This window comes from Celeribacter halophilus (assembly GCF_018860305.1).
Classification (GTDB): Bacteria; Pseudomonadota; Alphaproteobacteria; order Rhodobacterales; family Rhodobacteraceae; genus Celeribacter; species Celeribacter halophilus_A.
On the sequence record NZ_JAHKPE010000020.1, the window covers coordinates 1 to 16,775 of the forward strand.

Consider the following 16,775-nt stretch of genomic DNA (forward strand, 5'->3'; position numbering starts at 1 on the left):
AACATAAATACAGTTGCTAGATTTGTAGACGCCTTGCTTGGTAATTTTGGAAGCAAGGAGACAGTGATGTCAGGGATAAGATTTACAGATGATTTTAAGCGTGACGCGGTCGCACAGGTTGTGGATCGAGGGTATTCGGTCGCAGAAGTTTCGGAGCGATTAGGGATCAGCACCAAGTCACTTTACACGTGGAAGGCCCAGCTTTCGAAGCCGCGCAAGCAGATCATCGAGACCACGGAGCAAGCGGCAGAGATCAAGCGCTTAAAGAAAGAACTCGCTCGCGTTTCCGAGGAACGCGATATCTTAAAAAAGGCCACCGCGTACTTCGCCAGGGATGCAAAGTGAGGTACGCATTTATGGCAGAGCATCGGTCGATCTTTTCGGTTCGCGCTATGTGTCGCTGCCTGCGCCTGCATCCGAGCGGTTTCTATGCATGGATTAAAAACCCGTTAAGCCATCGTGCGCAGGAAGATGTTCGTCAGACCAAGCTACTCAAAGAGGCTTGGAAAGAGAGCGGCAACATTTACGGCTATCGCAAGCTGCACGACGACCTCTGCGATTTGGGTGCGACCTGTTGTCCAAACCGTGTGGCCCGACTGGCCAGATTGGCTGGGATATACGCGCAAATCGGATATAAACGCCGCCCCGGCAAGTATGGTGGAAAGCCATCAGTCGTCGTTGACAATACGCTGGACCGTCAATTCGATGTCGCGGCCCCTAATACCGTCTGGGTGACAGATATTACCTACATCAAGACCCACGAAGGCTTCTCGTATTTGGCCGTCGTGATCGACCTGTTTTCGCGACGTATTGTGGGATGGTCTATGCAAAACCGGCAACCAACAGACCTCGTGTTGCAGGCGTTGCTCATGGCCGTTTGGCGGCGCAAACCAACGAGCAAGGTTCTGGTGCATTCTGATCAAGGCTCACAGTTCACAAGTATTGATTGGGCATCGTTTCTCAAACACCACAATCTGGAACACAGTATGAGCCGCCGTGGAAACTGCCATGATAATGCCGTGGCCGAGAGCTTCTTCAACCTGCTGAAACGCGAACGTATCCGTCGCAGGACATACAAAACCAGAGAAGACGCGAGATCCGACGTGTTCGATTACATCGAGATGTTCTATAACCCAAAGCGCAAGCACGCTAAAAATGGGATGTTGTCACCAGCGGACTTTGAAAGGCAACAACAACGGAAGCTGCAAGGCGTCTAATAAACTAGGGGCTATTCAAACGCGACTGCCCCGTTCTTGGTGGACAATTTGATGGCCAACAGTGGACACTGACCACCCCGCGCGGGGATATTCAGGCGACATATGTGATCAACGCTGCGGGGCTTTATGGTGACAAGCTGGATCAGATGTTGCTTGGACAAAGCTCTTTCAACATCCGTCCCCGCAAAGGCCAGTTTGTCGTGTTTGACAAGATGTCCGCCCGGCTGACCCGACATATCCTGCTGCCCGTTCCCACGGAAACGACCAAGGGTATTGTTGTGTGTCGAACCATTTGGGGTAATCTTCTGGTCGGCCCGACAGCCGAAGAACAAGAGGATCGCGAAACCGCCAGCCTTGATCACGACACGCTTGAAATGCTGCGCGCAAAAGGTGCGGAAATTCTCCCCGCGCTTGCAAGCGAAGAAGTGACCAGCCTCTATGCCGGTCTGCGTCCGGCTTGCGAACATAAAGACTACCAAATCAAATCCCACCCCGAGAGCAATATGGTGACGGTTGGAGCCATTCGGTCGACAGGGCTCAGCTCGGCTTTGGGAACAGCGGCGCATGTGGGACGTCTTTTGGAAGGGTTTGGCCATCAGGCGCAGCCGCTCAAAGACCCCGACGTGCCACAGATGGAGATGCTGGCCGCAAACCAGACCCGAGACTGGCAACGTGCGGGCAATCAAGGCATCCTCTGCCATTGTGAAAAAGTCACTTATCGCGAAGCAACGGCCGTGTTGAACGATCCTCTCGCCCCGAAAAGCTTTGCCGGTTTCAAGCGCCGCACACGTGCAACCATGGGGCGGTGTCAGGGATTTTATTGTGGACAAGCGGTCCAGAGCCTGCTGGACCAAAAGGGCCTGAAGCATGACTGATACACAGCTGAACTTTGATGTCATCGTTGTCGGGGCCGGTCCGGCGGGGCTTTCAGCCGCGATAGAACTGAAGCGGCTTGGCACCGGCTCGGTGCTCGTTGTCGAACGTGAGAAACAGGCAGGCGGCATTCCGCGCCACTGTTTGCATTCCCCCTATGGCATGCGCGAATGGAACCGGCTGATGTTCGGGCCGGCCTATGCTCGTCGCCTCACTCAAGACGCATTGGATGCGGGTGTCGACATCCGTTGCGAGACAACCGTCACCGCGCTGAAACCCAATGGTGTGATTGAAGTGTCTTCAGATACGGGCCTGCAAACCCTGACCGGGCGGGCGGTATTGTTGGCAATGGGAGCACGGGAAACCTCGCGCTCCGCTCGCCTTGTCGGGGGCACCAAGCCCAAGGGCGTGATGAACACGGCCACATTGCAAAACTTTGCCGCCTTTTCAGATCATATGCCTTTTAAGCGCCTTGTTATCGTGGGCACCGAGATTGTCTCCTTTTCCGCACTGATGACCTGTCGCTCACACGGCGTCAAACCCGTCGCGATGTTAGAAGAAAATACCCGGATCACGGCCCGCTTTCCCTTCGCCCTTGCTCCGAAAGCTATGTGCGTGCCTTTGCATCTGGAAACGCAGATCGCTCAGATTCACGGAAAACGTGAGGTTGAGGCTGTAACCGTCATCGGTCCGTCGGGATCACATACACTCCAATGCGACGGGGTCATCTTCACCGGCGGTTTCCGCCCTGAAAACGCCTTGCTCCGCAGCAGCGGCTTTGAACTGGACAGCGGAAGTTTAGGCCCGAAAATTGACCAATATGGTCGCCTGCGAGAACTGAGATACTACTGCGCAGGCAATATCCTGCGCGGGATTGAGACAGCAGGCTGGTGCTGGAATGAAGGACGCAAAGTCGCACAATGTATCGCAGCAGGTTTGCAAGGCGATTTGCCCCCGCGCACTTCGGTCGATGTATCCGCACAGGCATCCGCATCAGAGCACGTGATAAAATTTTCCTTGCCGCAAGTCATCAGCCCCTCCGCTCCCAAAGCGCCCGTCGCCTTTGACAAGCTCCAGCTACGTCTGTCAGATGCATATACCGGCAACGTAGTGATCGGATCGAGCACGCACAGGATTTCCTCAAAACCTGAACGCCGTATCTTGCTCCCCCTGCCCCAAACGCCTGCTTCGTAAAGGACATTGACATGAATATGTTGTCCATCGACCAAAGCACGAGTGCCACCACAGCCTATCTGTTTTCAGAACGGGACGCACCGCAGCTCATATATTCCAAGACGCACCGCCAGATCTATCCCCAAGCGTCTTGGGTGGAACACGACCCGATAGAAATTCTGAACAATATCAAATCAGCTGTCGCGGCAGGAAAATTGGCGGGAGCAGAACTGGTGGGGCTGGCAAACCAGGGCGAAAGCTGTCTGGCGTGGGACACGAAAACCAAGCAACCGTTGAGCCGCATCATTGTCTGGCAGGATACGCGCACATCACGGACCTGCCAACTATTGGCCGAACGGGGCCACGCGCCCTTTGTTCAGAACCGTTGCGGCCTCCGGCTTTCCCCCTATTTCTCGGCTACAAAACTGGCATGGTGCTATCACAACGCTGAAAATGCGGACCAATTGCTGACCGAGGGGCGATTGCGCCTGGGCACCACAGACGCCTTTTTCCGAGATGTATTGACCGACAGGTGCGAAACCGATGTGGCGACAGCCTCGCGCACATCACTTATGAACCTCGACAGCTGCCGTTGGGACGAAGAGCTGTGTGACATTTTCTCGGTTCCACTGGTCGCACTCCCCGAAATCGGAGATTGCAATGGTGAACTGGGGGAGATTGACGGGCTACGATTAAGCAGCAGTATCGTCGATCAACAAGCCGCGCTCTACGGCCATGGGTGCCGCTTGCGTGGCGAGACCAAAATCACCTTCGGCACTGGGGCCTTTGCCCTCACATTGCTTGGGCCACAAAAACCGGACACATCAACCGCAGCGGTTCCGACTGTTGCTTGGCAAAAGCAGGGCGAGCCTGTGCAATATGCTCTGGAGGGAGGAGTCTTCACAGCAGCCTCCGCCGTCAACTGGGCTAAAGACGCCGCACTTATTCACGATTTTTCCCAACTCGAACCTTCTCAAAACCGTCGCTGATTGAGCAAGGAATAGCCTTCGTTCCCGCTCTTTCCGGACTTGGATGCCCACATTGGAATGAAGATGCCAAAGCCGCGTGGCTGGGCCTTTCTCTCTCCACATCCCGTCAGGATTTGGCACAAGCCGTTTGCGAAGGCGTTGCACTGCGCGTGGCAGAGATTCTTGATGAAATCGAAACCAAATGCCCCGTCTCATCTGTGGTGAAAATCGATGGGGGGCTGACAAAAAGTTCAGGGTTTTGTCAGTTTTTGGCAGATGTTTTACAGAGAACGGTAGAGCTTGCCGATTTTTCCGAGCAAACAAGTCTGGGTGTTGCTCTTCTGGCCCAAGAGACAACGGGCGAAACCATCAACCTGAACATTCCGACGCGCCATTTCACACCAACCCACAATCACGCGCAATCACGCAAGGCATTCTCAAAAGCACGCACTCTTGTAGAAAACTGGGCCGTACCGGAAATTTAGCTGTGTTCTTAACACTTTTTGGAGGACGCGGCACGGTTTTATAATCTCTTAAGTCTCTGAATGGCCGCTTTCGCGTTTCCAAGGCGAGGGCCGACGGTTTGCGGCGAATGCACACTTCCCGCCCTCCCAGTGTATGCCCTTCGTCATGCTGCGCCCGGCACGAATATCTTGGAAGGGCTGGGACCGGTCATCCGGTTGGTCGTGCCGAAGCCTGCAAGGTCAAGATTTTCGTGTCGCACCGCCGCAAGTCCGGTTTGAGCCCAGAGTCACCTATGCTGCTGAATGAATGAAGGGTGGCTTTCCGCACACCACGGGAGCAAGCGGATCATTCCTTCGCCTTCCGGTCCGACTGGACAGGGGGCGATTTGCATTGCGATCTACGAGCACAAGGCCTCACGCCGCGAGCGTGGATCTTTCCCAAGATTGCATGAAGGCATTTGATGGCGCAAAAGAGGCGCATGCCGGACCGGCAGTGTTAGGCGATGGAGATGATACAAATCGTATATTTCGTGTAGCCATCGGGAATTTGAATTTGCAGTGGCGCTACACCTTTCAACAGTGCTGTGGGCCCCGTTGCACGTCACAAGATCTGAAGCAGGTGCAGAATATGAGTCAGGTAATGACATAGTCGGATGCCTCTTTCTCTAACTGGGTTTTAAAGGCCTCGACTGCTGGTGTTGGTGAACTGTCTTTGCGCCATGCCAGATGCAACTCTCGTGTGACAACAGGATTGCGCAAGGGCCGAAATGTCAAAATGGGATCGCTTGGGTCTGGCCATGCAAGGCTTGGAAGAGGCGCGAGGCCGATACCTTCTCGTACCATTGATAGAAGTGTCGAAGGGTTCACGGCTTCATAGGATACTTTGTTTTGCAGTATTCCGGCGGGAAGACCATGTTCCAGTTCCAACCGGATCCCTGTTTTTGCCGCCATCATAACAAGACCCGCATCACGAGCTTCCGCCCAGGATACAGTTTCTTTTTCCGCAAACCGGTGATCCCGGCGCAAGACCAGTGCGAAACGGTCTGTCAAAAGTGGAATAGCGTCGAGATCGGAGAGGTCGGGAGGCTCGTTCGCAATTGCCAAATCAACTTCCCCCTTGCGTGCAAGATCCATGCACCGCCCGCGGGGTTCTTCAAAAATTTTGATGCTAATCTTGGGATGCTTCGCACGGAACGCGTAAATGGTTTTGGGAATAAGGCGAATTGCAACGGACGGAACGCAGGCGATATTGACTTGCCCGCGCTCAATTTCCTGCCACGCGCGCATGTCTGATATTTGGCGCGTGAAATCAGCAATGATGCGCTGCGCACCTGGCAAAAACTCCTCTCCGAGACGACTCAGAGAGACCTTGCGGGTTGTTCGATCAATTAGTCGAACGCCCAAATCTGCCTCAAGACGCTGAATAATTAAACTTACAGTCGATTGAGATAGCCCACAGGCCTGTGCGGCATGCGAGAAGTTCTGGGTCTCGGCAACGGCTACAAAGACCTGTAAATGCTTAATTTCAACGTTATTAATTGGCATATTAAATATATATATCGAATTAAGCTTAATTGACAATTAAATAGAGCGGGGAAATCTGGTTGGCATCGCTTCTTAAACAGGTCGAGTGAACGACCGTGCATCAATCAGGGAATAACCCATGCTCAATAGACGCTCTTTTATCGCTTCCGGCCTCACTGCGGGCGCGGCCCTTTCCACAGGGGTCATGCCTGCTTTCGCAAACACATCCATGACCGTTTCCGAGGCCATTCGAACGGCCATGTATGCGCCGCTTTATGTGGCCGGACATCTCGGGCTTTACAAGAAACACGGGCTGGATGTGGATGTGCAAACGGCTGGCGGGATCGCGCTGCCGATACCGATGATCCTGTCTGGCCGCAGCCTTGTTGGTGTTACCAGTCCAGGCATGTCGGTAAACGCCACACGTGAGGGCGCATCTATCAAGAATATCGCCAAAATCGTTGGCGGGGTTTCGATGTGGGCAATTGCAAAGCCCGGCTCCGGGATTTCCAAGATCGAAGACCTGAAGGGCAAAACCATTGCAACGCTGAAATTCCCCTCCTCAACCATTCAGGTTCCGACTTATGCGATTAAAAAAGCTTTGGGCATGACGCCGGAAGAGGCCGGGATCACCTTTCTTGAATTGCCGCCTGGGGCGCAAGCGACAGCCGTAAAAGATGGCCGTGCCGATGTCGCAACGGCCTTTGAATGGGATGTCTCGGTCGGATCGCGAGACTTCGGACTTGAAACCGTGTTGTCTCTGGCTGACGTGATTGGGCCGACTTCTTTCACGACCGCTCAGGCGACCGAAGAGGCTATTGCCGAGCACCCGGAGGAAATTCAGGCATTCTGCAACGCCATGGCCGAAGCAATGACCGCGATGCACGCTGATCATTCTCTTCTGGCGGCAACGGGTGCTGAGTATTTCCCGCAAGTGGACCAAGACATCATTGAAAGTGCCGCAGCGAACTTCTTTGCCTCCGGTGTCGCAATCCCGACCACTCCGGTGATTTCCGAAGACGAATTCGCAAGCGCCATGTCGCTTGAGTTGGGTGGAGGCTCGATTTCTGAAGCGCTGCCCTTTGAGCAGATGGTCGATAACCGCTTTGCTGAAGCGGCGGCCGCAAAATACGGAGCGTAATCTATGAAAGATAGCCAAACACCAATGATCGCAGGGGACCAAACCGCCCCTGCGATCAACTCCCGCCCGGAACCTCTCGGGATGAACCCGAAAGAAACGGCGATTGTCGTCGTTGATATGCAGAATGCTTATTCCACCAAAGGCGGCTACGTTGATCTATGCGGCTTTGATGTGTCCGGCACCCGTTCGGTGATCCAGAACATTTCCGATACGGTTGACCTTGCGCATCAACTCGGGATGCCTGTGGTCTTCTTGCAAAACGGCTGGGATCCAGAGCTCAAGGAGGCGGGCGGCGAAGGCTCACCTAACTGGTATAAATCAAATGCGCTCAAGCTGATGCGCGAAAAGCCCGAACTCAAAGGTCAGCTTTTGGCCAAGGGAGGCTGGGACTACGCTCTGGTGGATGAACTGACGCCCGGGCCCGAGGACATTTTGCTGCCGAAAACCCGCTATTCCGGTTTTTGGAATACGCAGCTCAATTCCATCCTGCGCGCACGCGGGATCAAGAATATCGTGTTTTGCGGCATAGCGACCAATGTCTGCGTTGAGACCAGTATTCGAGATGCATTTCACAATGAATTCTTTGCGGTACTCTTGGAGGACGCTTGTCACCAACTGGGAGACGACATGATCCGCGCCGCAAGCATTTACAACATTGAGACGTTCTTTGGCTGGGTCGCAACCTGTGCCGACTTTGCCGAATATGTAGCTCTCACTCAAAAGGAAACCACCGCATGAATGATCGTGTTTTGATCCCCGCTGGCACCGCTGCTCCCCTTGGCCCGTTCTCTCCGGGCATGTTAGCGGACAATGTTATCTACACCGCTGGTATCCTCCCTTTCGATGAGAACAACGAGGTGGTCCATCCCGGCGATGCGGCGGCGCAAACCCGCCATGTTTTCGAAACCATTCGCGGCATTCTGGCCGAGGCCGGCGCGGGGTTTGAAGATGTGGTGTTTAACCATGTTTTTGTCGCGGATTTTGCCGATTACGCCGCAATCAATGCGGTCTACGCGGAATATTTCCCGGACACGAAGCCCGCTCGCTATTGTATTCAAGTTGGCCTGGTGAAACCGGAGGCCAAAATCGAGATTGCTACCATTGCGCATAAAAGAGTGACGTCATGAGTGTCACAGACACAGTATCCTCTGCGCAGGTCGGGCAGGCTTCATCACGCGGGCAAACCGCGGCGGGATCAAAATGGAAGGATGTGACGCCTTCCACGATGCAAATCCTGACGTGGCAGATCGGGCTTTTGCTCGGTTTGCTGGCGCTTTGGGAAATCGCCGTCAGTCTTGGCTGGATCGCGGTCTATATCTATGGCCGCCCCAGCGGAATTTTTGCTAAAGCGGTAGAACTGATCGGCAGTGGAGCACTTCTGCGCGATAGTGCTCTGACCGCCTTTGAGGCCATCAGCGGTTTTATCATCGGGACGGTGACGGGTTCGGTTCTGGGGTTGGCACTTTGGCTGTCGCCGATGGGAGCCGCAGTACTTCGTCCCTATATGATTGCGCTGAACGGTTTGCCAAAGATCGCTCTCGCGCCCTTGGTCATCATTTGGTTCGGTATCGGGCTTGGGTCCAAAATCGCGCTGGCCACATTGATCACCTTTATTGTTGCCATGATCGCAGCACAGCAAGGCGCTCGCGAGGTGGATAGCGATTGGGTCAAACTTATGCGCTCTCTTGGGGCCACGCGGTTCAAGACATGGCGCACGGTGATTGTGCCAGGTGCGATGCCATGGATTGTATCCGCCTTCCGTCTCAACGTCGGCTTTGCGCTGATCGGTGCCGTGGTGGGTGAGTATATCGCGTCGAACAATGGGCTTGGCTACATGATTTCATATGCTGGCACGCTCTATGACCTTAACACGGTCTGGCTTGGTATCGCGGCTCTCATGGTTGTGGCCTTGCTCATGTATGCAGCCATCGACTGGTGTGAAGCCCGGTTTATGAAACGATAAGGAGCACACAATGCCAATCGCATATAATGGCAGCGTTGGGCTGCACTATGAGGTCAGAGGGGCAGGAGAGACGCTTCTCCTGTCGAGCGGACTTGGTGGTTCTTGTGACTACTGGGCTCCACAAATCGAGGCACTTAGCGAGCGTTTCCGTGTTGTCACCTATGATCATGCCGGATGTGGTCGTAGCTCCAGAGGCGTTGGACGACGTTCAGTTGCGGATTTTGCATTGGACATGCAGGCAGTCATCACCGCTTCGGGTGCGAAGGAGGCACATATCATGGGGCATGCTGTGGGAGGCATGATGGGGCTGCAACTTGCGCTCATGGAACCTGATATGGTGCAAAGCCTTGTCATCGCCAATGGCTGGGGCGCGCCGGATCCTCACATCAAGCGATGCTTCTCTGTGAGAATCAACTTGCTGCGAGACAGTGGAGCAGAAGCCTATGTCGAAGCGCAGCCGCTTTTCCTGTATCCGGCTCCATGGATTTCAAATCGCGATGCGCAATTGCGTCAGAACGCCCTTCACGCGCCTGATCACATGCCGGTTGAGGCGGACCTTTTGGACCGGATCGACGCGTTCCAGAACTATGAGCCTTCTGACATGGTATTGCAGGCTCTGTCCGTCCCCATTCTGTGTTTGGCAACAGAGGATGACATGCTTGTCCCATGGACCGCCAGCAAAGCACTGGCAGACCGGTTGGGCAACGGGCATTTCTTGCTCTTACCCCATGGCGGGCATGCCTCAAGCCAAACAGATCCCGCCACATTTGATGCCGCTGTGGCGCGCTTTCACGATGCCTATGCAAAGGAACTTTCCCTATGACTGCAATTTTGACTGCCGAGAATGTCGGAATGGTCTTTCAGACGCCGGACGGCGGCTCTGTCGAGGCTATCCATAACATTTCCTTTGAGTTGCACGCCGGTGAAATTGTCGCGCTGATCGGACCGTCAGGGTGCGGCAAGACAACTTTGTTCAACATCATAAGTGGATTGCTGGAACCAAGCCGCGGTAGCTTTGCGGTAGAGGGTGGTGAGAATGGTCAATCTGTGGGCTATATGTTGCAGAAAGATCTTTTGCTGCCGTGGCGTAGTGTGATCGACAATGTTGTTCTTGGCCTCGAAGTGCGCGGTGTTCCTACGTCGGAATCCTATCCGGTCGCGAAACGTCTGATCGAAGCTTACGGTTTGGCCGGTTTTGAAAACGCCAAACCGGCCACGCTATCGGGAGGAATGCGCCAGCGTGTGGCAATCATGCGGACCTTGGCCTTTGATCCTGCTGTGGTGTTGCTGGACGAGCCATTCTCGGCGCTGGATTTCCAGACCCGGACATTGTTGCAAACAGATGTGGCACGGATCATCGCCGAGAAACAGAAAAGCGCAATTCTGATCACGCACGATATTGGCGAGGCTCTGACCATGGCGGATCGAGTACTTGTGTTGTCACAGCGGCCTTCTACGGTCATTCGGGAACTGGTGATAGATATTCCGAGAGATGCGCGAGATGCTGTTGCCCTGCGGTCGGACCCGCGCTTCAATGATATGTTTATTACCATTTGGAACGATATTCAGGGCAAAGCAGCAGCGTGATCTGTCTGGCCGATCTGCCGCGCGTATGATTCTGAAATATCTGTGAAAGTGTTTCAGGAACCCCGTACGCAAGTCGGGCATATATGAAAATTCGCGCTTGCGGCAGTCTTGCCGTAGGCTCATATACACGGATCTGCTGTTCCATATTTCTATCAACGAATGGCCGCAGAAACACAGTTAGGCAGATGCTCCGCATTGGGAGCTATAGCTGAGCCACTCTATCCGAGCTGTTCCCAAAGCCACCTTTTATTGATCAGTTCACCAGACCGGACGTTGGCGCACATCCTGCGAAAGCTCGCTTTGTCCGCGATGCCGCCATCCCGCACGTCAAAATGCTGCGCCAATGGGGCAGTGTCTGCTTCGGGGAAGCTGAAATGCAGCGACGATAGGAACGACCAAAGGCCGGTCTGGGCCGTGAGCGTCGATTGACACTGGGGGTTGGAAACAGTCATTCGCGGCAGGTAAAAATTAGGCCCCTTTAAGATCGGTGACGATTTGCGCCTGACTGTGCAGTGTTCGGTGAACTGGGCATTTGTCAGCGATAGCCAGAAGGCTGGCACGCTCCTCTGCTGTTAGGTCACCCTCAAGTCTAATATGCCGATGAAACACATCCACCTTTGTCGCTGATTTGTTGCAACCCTCGCAATCCTTCGAATGCGACTTGTTGTGGGTCACATCACAAACGACGTTGGATAGGGTGATCTTTTTGCGGCGCGCATACATCCTGATTGTCATGGTGGTGCAAGCTCCGAGCGCCGCCGACAGAAGTTGGTAAGGGCTGGGGCCTTGATCTGTGCCGCCAATCGAGATCGGCTCATCAGCGACCAATTGGTGCTTGCCGCCGATTGTAACGTCCTGACGAAAGCCTCCGGCCTCGGCTTCAGCGACCCGCACCACGCCTTCAGGCGCATCGGGGGTCACAGGCTCGGGCAGGAGATCAAGATAGCGCGACGACCAAGCAGAAATCAGATCGGCAGCGTATTCAGCGTCGGTATCGCTGCGCAAAAGGTGATCTGCGTTATCAAGAGATACGAAACTTTTTGGATGTTTGGCAGCCATGAAAATTGTGCTGGCATTGTCGATGCTGACGATAGCGTCACGCGGGGCATGTAGAACCAACAACGCAGCTCCCAGCCGAGGCAAAGCATCGGCCAGAGAAGCCTTTGAGATATCGTCAAGAAACTGTTTTCGAATTTCGATTTCGCGGCCCGCAAGATTGACCATTGCATGACCTTTTTCATGGATTTCATCCAGCTTGCCGTCAAAGTTGTGGGCAACATGTCCCGGCTCAGCCGGAGCCCCGATGGTGATCACCGACCGCAAGGATTCAATTTGAGGCGCGGCCTTGAGTGCCGCGGCTCCGCCCAGAGAATGACCAATCAACAATTGTGCAGGCATGTTTTGCCCCGCCATCCAATCTGCTGCCGCCAAAAGGTCGGCAACGTTTGACGAAAAGTTGGTATTGGCGAACTCGCCTCCAGAATGGCCAAGCCCTGTGAAATCAAATCGTAAAACGGCGATGCCAAGACCCGCAAGCCGGCCCGCAATTCGGCGGGCTGCAGCGATGTCTTTGGAGCAGGTAAAGCAATGTGCAAGAATCGCCGCGGCGCGTACCGGCCCTTCAGGCCTGTCCAATCGTGCAGCAAGCTCTATGTCTGCAGCGCCGGGAAAGGTGATTTTTTCACTATGCATGTCTCTGTCCTTTTTAAGGGGGCGCAATACTATCCAATCAACCCGAACACATTTTTACTTTGTACGCGATAAATAACTCACCCCACAGGCTTTCAGTTTTGTAAAATATTGCATGAAGCAGCAGTGCGCCGAAGCATGGCGATATATCCGAAAAGTCAGGTCTGGGCTGGAGAGCGATCATCCGGTGGGGTGCGCCGAAGCCTGCAAGATCAAGTTTGGTGTGCCGCGACGCCGCAAGTTCGCTTCGAGGGCGCAAACAGACATTCAGTCTTTCGTTTTGTAGGTACCTCGGGACCGTTGGTGCCGATTAAGTCGAGGGGCAGATTCTGTTAACAAACTCCTTGCAAATTTGAAGGTCCATGGCTGTTAATTTTTTATTCTTCATGTCGCGGCCGGATAAACCACCCCGACATGGTCGCCCGCGTCATCGTTATAAGAAGTATCGAAAGTATATTTGCAGGCTTTTCCCGACGCCTTCAGGAACTCTTCGACTGTGGTTGTCACACGTTCAAATTGGTCGAACTGACACGCGTAAAGGTGTCCGCCGAGGCGCCCGACAGCGTCGATGCCGGTTTAATCGACATATAATGTTTCGGGATCCACCAATGTCTCACGCACGAACATGCGTTTCACTTCTCAAAGCACAATGGTGTGTGCCGGGCTCACCGAAACTGTCTGCATCAGGTGGCACTCGAAGGCAGCGGGCGCTGCGACATTCCGCGGGCACCGCACGGTCTCTCAAGCCTCTGTGTCCAGTCCGAATAAATGGCTGTTGGTGGCGCGGATTATCAGTCTCTGTTTCAGATAAAAAGCAAAACGCTTTAGCTGCAGCAACTACAACTTCTGGCCTGCGGAGCTGCTGCTATGTCGAGTTCGGTCAGGAGCTGATAGTGTTTCTCTCATAGTTGCGAGGCTTGACGTGTTCGCTACATGTCATTGTCTTCGATGACCTTTCGGGCAACGCGGAAACATTCGACCGCTTGTGGTACGCCGCAATAAATTCCGATGACATGAATGATCGCTCGCAATTCCTCTTTGGTAACCCCATTATTAATGGCGCCTTGGCAATGCAATTCCCATTCATGCATTTTGCCAAGTGCTCCGATCATCGACAGATTCATCATGGAGCGCGTTTTCGCGTCTATCACGCTATCTCCCCAACCAAAGCCCCAGCACCATGCGGTCATAGCCTCTTGGAAGGGGCGGCTGAATTCATCTGCGGCAGCGAGATTCTTCTCCACATATTCGGGGCCCAGCGTATTTTTGCGTTGCGCCAACCCTCTTAGAAACAAGTCTTCGTCAAAAACGCTCATTTTATTTTACCCTTTTTATTCAGTTCACTCGTCAGGCGAAATGCCATCGGTGATCATGATGTTGGTTAGGCAAGCACCGCTCCGTTCGGCGCGAGCCTGCCGGTAGTCATGAGAATTGTAACATTCAAGCGCAGTTTTTCTGTCCTTGAATTCAATCACAACGTTACGATCCCAAGGCTCTCCCTCAAGTATTGTGGTGACTCCGCCTTGAGTGAGAAAGCGGGCGCCGTATTTCTGAAACGCGTGAGGAGCGAGGCTCTGATAGCCTTTATATCGCTCAGGATCTGTCACGTTTACATGAGCAATCCAATAGGCCTTAGGGGCTGTCGGCATGAGGTATCTCCTGACGCATGTGTCGATCGTTGGAATGTTTCTAAACAGAGCTTCTGCTGATCTTCGAGTTTGGTGAAAATTTAATCTAAACCAGAGTGCTTTTGCTTTGTTTTTGCGTGAGCAGATCAGATGCAGGATAAATTTCCATTTAATTATTGACTGACGGTATTATGGTATACCACGATGTGAATCAAGAGATTTACAACGAGGACAACCTGATGCCCGCACAGATACGTAAGACGCTGCTGCATGTTGAAAACACACTGATCGAAGGTGGTAAGGCTGCTGAAACGCCACTCAAAATGATTGCTGCCATTGCCGTGATCCAAAACCCTTGGGCAGGTCAGGGATTTGTCGAAGACCTCAAGCCGATGATCCATGATCAGGCGCCCGGACTGGGGCAGCTGCTCACCGAAATGATACTGGATGCCGCTGGTGGCGGTGATGCTGTTGAAGGGTATGGGAAGGCGGCCATTGTCGGGCTCAACGGCGAAGTGGAACATGCTTCGGCACTCATTCACACACTTCGCTTTGGCAATTATTACCGCGAAGCTGTGGGTGCAAAATCCTACCTCTCGTTCTGTAACACGCGCGGTCCGGCCAATGCGCCGCTGTTGATCCCTCTGATGGACAAGAATGATGGTGGGCGACGGTCTCATTATCTCACCATTCAAACTTCCGTCTGCGATGCTCCTGCACCGGATGAGATTTTAATTGCGCTTGGTGCTTCAATCGGAGGGCGCCCGCATCACAGGATTGGCGACCGCTATCAAGACTTGAAGGATCTCGGACATGACGTCGACAATCCTGCGGCCGTTTAAATCCGGAACGAAGTTCTCTTATCGAGAGGCAGGACAAGGCGAGCCTATTGTTCTCATCCACGGTGTTGGCATGCAATCTGAGGCATGGCTACCGCAGATTGAGGCCTTATCTAATGCCTACCGAGTCATAGCTCTCGACATGCCTGGGCATGGGCAAAGTGATCCGCTGCCTGTTGGTGCTACATTGCAAGACTTCGTAGCCTGGCTTGCTAAGGTGGTTGATACGCTCGAACTTCCACAGATAAATCTTGCCGGACATTCTATGGGAGCGTTGATTTCTGGAGGTTATGCGGCGACGTATCCCGATCGCGTGTTGCGTGTTGCGTTGTTAAACGGCGTATTCTGCCGCAGCCCCGAGGCGCGTGCTGCCGTCGAGGGTCGTGCAGCAGAACTGAGAGCGGGAAAAGTGGATCTGGAAACGCCGCTCACTCGGTGGTTTGGAGAGTCTGATGCGGATCAAGCCGCACGTACTTTAGTCGCAGAGTGGCTCGGGTCGGTAGATGTGTCTGGTTATTCGATTGCCTACACCGCATTTTCGCGTGGAGACCGAACCTATGCTGATTTGTTTAAGAACATTAGCTGCCCGTTCTTGGCTCTAACTGGTGATGGCGACCCCAATTCTACGGCTGAAATGGCACATGCCATGGCTGCTCAGGTCGCTGATGGCAAAGCCGTTGTGATCGAAGGGGAGCGACACATGATCAACCTGACTGTGCCAGATGTAGTCAACGGTCATCTGTTGGAGTGGCTGAAGCGTTCCGTAAAGAAAAAGGAATTGCAATGAATACGCTCGATCCCCGCGCTCTGCGCTCTGCTTTCGGCGCTTTTATGACGGGCGTCACCGTCGTTACCTCAAAAGACAAATCCGGATCGCCGCTCGGTTTCACGGCTAATTCTTTCACTTCCGTGTCACTGGAACCTCCGTTGGTGTTGGTATGTCTGGCGAATTCTTCTTCGAATTTTGAAGCTATGGTTGAGGGCAAGGGATTTGCCGTCAATGTGCTTTCTGAAGGCCAGACAGATATATCGAATACTTTTGCGCGACAGGTCGAGGACCGCTTTGCTGCTGTCGAATGGCAGGAGGGTCCTTACGGGTCGCCGGTATTTGACGGCGTCAGCGCATGGTTCGATTGCTCAATGCATAAAGTAGTTGAAGCAGGGGATCATGTCATTCTGATTGGTCAGGTTGAAGCCTTTGATGTCGCCGAGCACGCCGGTCTCGGCTATGCGCGCGGTGCCTATTTTTCTCCTTCCGCGGGGACTGACGCATTGTTTTCCAGCCCGAACCTGATTGTTTCGGCGCTGATCGAACGTGAGGGCGAGTTGCTCATGCTTGATGATGGGCACGGAGGGACAGCACTCCCCGAAGTGACCGTACGCCCTGAGGAGGGAGCGACCGGTGCGCTCAAACGCTTGATCGATGCAACGGGTCTCACAGCGGAACCGAGCTTTGTCTACTCGGTGTTTGAAGATGTAGAGCGCAAACGTCAGCATATTTCTGTGCTCTGCCATGCCACGGAAGGGAAGCCTGCAAGCGGTGCGTTTGTGCCTGTTGGTGCTGCCGTTCTTGATGATGTTTCCGATCCATCGATCCTTTCAATGCTGGAACGGTATATCGCTGAGAGTCAGATCGGAACGTATGGAATTTACTATGGAAACCAAAAAAGCGGTGCCGTGAAACCGCTTCATTCAGGGAGTTAACGACA

At 53.7% G+C, this 16,775-nt stretch carries 18 protein-coding genes and 1 pseudogene; 15 read left to right on the plus strand and 4 right to left on the minus strand.

Going from position 1 to position 16,775, the window contains the following annotated elements; genetic code table 11:
- Window positions 1-66 precede the first annotated feature (66 nt).
- The 6 genes and pseudogenes from KO492_RS07305 (at window position 67) to KO492_RS07325 (ending at window position 4,716) form a co-directional block, all read left to right on the plus strand.
- Window positions 67-1,217, plus strand: a protein-coding gene (locus KO492_RS07305; RefSeq protein WP_436835698.1) for an IS3 family transposase whose coding sequence is annotated in 2 segments (ribosomal slippage) — window positions 67-316 and window positions 316-1,217 — 1,152 coding nt in all. Because the reading frame shifts where the segments join, the coding sequence is not laid out codon by codon here.
- A gap of 26 nt (window positions 1,218-1,243) precedes the next feature.
- A pseudogene (locus KO492_RS18775) lies at window positions 1,244-1,777 on the plus strand (NAD(P)/FAD-dependent oxidoreductase); the annotation flags it as partial.
- Window positions 1,778-1,855: 78 nt separating this feature from the next.
- Entirely contained in the window at window positions 1,856-2,092 is a 237-nt protein-coding gene (locus KO492_RS18780) for a (2Fe-2S)-binding protein (protein ID WP_289847574.1), read from the plus strand.
- A complete protein-coding gene (locus tag KO492_RS07315; protein ID WP_216044362.1) occupies window positions 2,085-3,284 on the plus strand; it encodes an NAD(P)/FAD-dependent oxidoreductase in 1,200 nt (399 codons plus the stop codon). Before KO492_RS18780 ends, KO492_RS07315 begins: the two co-directional genes overlap by 8 nt.
- 11 nt (window positions 3,285-3,295) lie before the next feature.
- On the plus strand, window positions 3,296-4,252 hold the full coding sequence (locus KO492_RS07320; protein ID WP_216044363.1) for an FGGY family carbohydrate kinase: 957 nt from the start codon (window positions 3,296-3,298) through the stop codon (window positions 4,250-4,252).
- Between the two features lie 11 nt (window positions 4,253-4,263).
- Window positions 4,264-4,716 carry an FGGY-family carbohydrate kinase gene (locus KO492_RS07325; protein ID WP_303578361.1) on the plus strand — a complete coding sequence of 151 codons (453 nt, stop codon included), beginning with the start codon at window positions 4,264-4,266 and terminating at the stop codon, window positions 4,714-4,716.
- Between the two features lie 612 nt (window positions 4,717-5,328).
- On the opposite strand, the gene KO492_RS07330 is transcribed toward KO492_RS07325, so the two are convergent.
- Window positions 5,329-6,240, minus strand: coding sequence for a LysR family transcriptional regulator (locus KO492_RS07330; RefSeq protein WP_074914239.1), 912 nt, complete (start codon window positions 6,238-6,240; stop codon window positions 5,329-5,331).
- A gap of 118 nt (window positions 6,241-6,358) precedes the next feature.
- On the opposite strand from KO492_RS07330, the gene KO492_RS07335 reads away from it, so the two are divergent.
- The 6 genes from KO492_RS07335 to KO492_RS07360 are packed head-to-tail and all read left to right on the plus strand — an operon-like array spanning window position 6,359 to window position 10,910.
- Entirely contained in the window at window positions 6,359-7,360 is a 1,002-nt protein-coding gene (locus KO492_RS07335; protein ID WP_066598798.1) for an ABC transporter substrate-binding protein, read from the plus strand.
- 3 nt (window positions 7,361-7,363) lie between these two features.
- Entirely contained in the window at window positions 7,364-8,098 is a 735-nt protein-coding gene (locus KO492_RS07340; RefSeq protein WP_252735428.1) for an isochorismatase family protein, read from the plus strand.
- Entirely contained in the window at window positions 8,095-8,487 is a 393-nt protein-coding gene (rutC, locus tag KO492_RS07345) for a pyrimidine utilization protein C (RefSeq protein ID WP_216044364.1), read from the plus strand. Before KO492_RS07340 ends, rutC begins: the two co-directional genes overlap by 4 nt.
- Window positions 8,484-9,323, plus strand: coding sequence for an ABC transporter permease (locus tag KO492_RS07350; protein WP_252735429.1), 840 nt, complete (start codon window positions 8,484-8,486; stop codon window positions 9,321-9,323). Before rutC ends, KO492_RS07350 begins: the two co-directional genes overlap by 4 nt.
- Before the next feature lie 10 nt (window positions 9,324-9,333).
- On the plus strand, window positions 9,334-10,146 hold the full coding sequence (gene rutD, locus KO492_RS07355) for a pyrimidine utilization protein D (RefSeq protein WP_216044365.1): 813 nt from the start codon (window positions 9,334-9,336) through the stop codon (window positions 10,144-10,146).
- A complete protein-coding gene (locus KO492_RS07360) occupies window positions 10,143-10,910 on the plus strand; it encodes an ABC transporter ATP-binding protein (RefSeq protein ID WP_216044366.1) in 768 nt (255 codons plus the stop codon). Before rutD ends, KO492_RS07360 begins: the two co-directional genes overlap by 4 nt.
- Before the next feature lie 468 nt (window positions 10,911-11,378).
- Here the strand turns inward: KO492_RS07360 and KO492_RS07365 are convergent, their stop codons facing one another.
- The 3 genes from KO492_RS07365 to KO492_RS07375 all read right to left on the minus strand — a co-directional run bounded on the left by KO492_RS07365 (window position 11,379) and on the right by KO492_RS07375 (window position 14,248).
- Window positions 11,379-12,602: a bifunctional alpha/beta hydrolase/OsmC family protein gene (locus KO492_RS07365; protein ID WP_216044367.1), complete on the minus strand. Its 1,224-nt coding sequence runs from the start codon at window positions 12,600-12,602 to the stop codon at window positions 11,379-11,381.
- A 926-nt stretch (window positions 12,603-13,528) separates the two neighbouring features.
- Window positions 13,529-13,915 carry a carboxymuconolactone decarboxylase family protein gene (locus KO492_RS07370; RefSeq protein WP_216044368.1) on the minus strand — a complete coding sequence of 129 codons (387 nt, stop codon included), beginning with the start codon at window positions 13,913-13,915 and terminating at the stop codon, window positions 13,529-13,531.
- A 24-nt stretch (window positions 13,916-13,939) separates the two neighbouring features.
- Window positions 13,940-14,248: a DUF1330 domain-containing protein gene (locus tag KO492_RS07375; RefSeq protein ID WP_216044369.1), complete on the minus strand. Its 309-nt coding sequence runs from the start codon at window positions 14,246-14,248 to the stop codon at window positions 13,940-13,942.
- A 218-nt stretch (window positions 14,249-14,466) separates the two neighbouring features.
- Between KO492_RS07375 and KO492_RS07380 the strand changes: the two genes are divergently transcribed.
- The 3 genes from KO492_RS07380 to KO492_RS18785 are packed head-to-tail and all read left to right on the plus strand — an operon-like array spanning window position 14,467 to window position 16,770.
- Window positions 14,467-15,069 (plus strand): amino acid synthesis family protein, encoded by a 603-nt coding sequence (locus KO492_RS07380; protein WP_216044392.1) that lies wholly within the window; start codon window positions 14,467-14,469, stop codon window positions 15,067-15,069.
- Window positions 15,041-15,853 carry an alpha/beta fold hydrolase gene (locus KO492_RS07385; protein WP_216044370.1) on the plus strand — a complete coding sequence of 271 codons (813 nt, stop codon included), beginning with the start codon at window positions 15,041-15,043 and terminating at the stop codon, window positions 15,851-15,853. Before KO492_RS07380 ends, KO492_RS07385 begins: the two co-directional genes overlap by 29 nt.
- The gene (locus tag KO492_RS18785; protein ID WP_216044371.1) at window positions 15,850-16,770 is read left to right on the plus strand and encodes a flavin reductase family protein; all 921 of its coding nucleotides are present in this window, start codon (window positions 15,850-15,852) and stop codon (window positions 16,768-16,770) included. The genes KO492_RS07385 and KO492_RS18785 overlap by 4 nt, the downstream gene beginning before the upstream one ends.
- The last annotated feature ends 5 nt before the right edge of the window (window positions 16,771-16,775 follow it).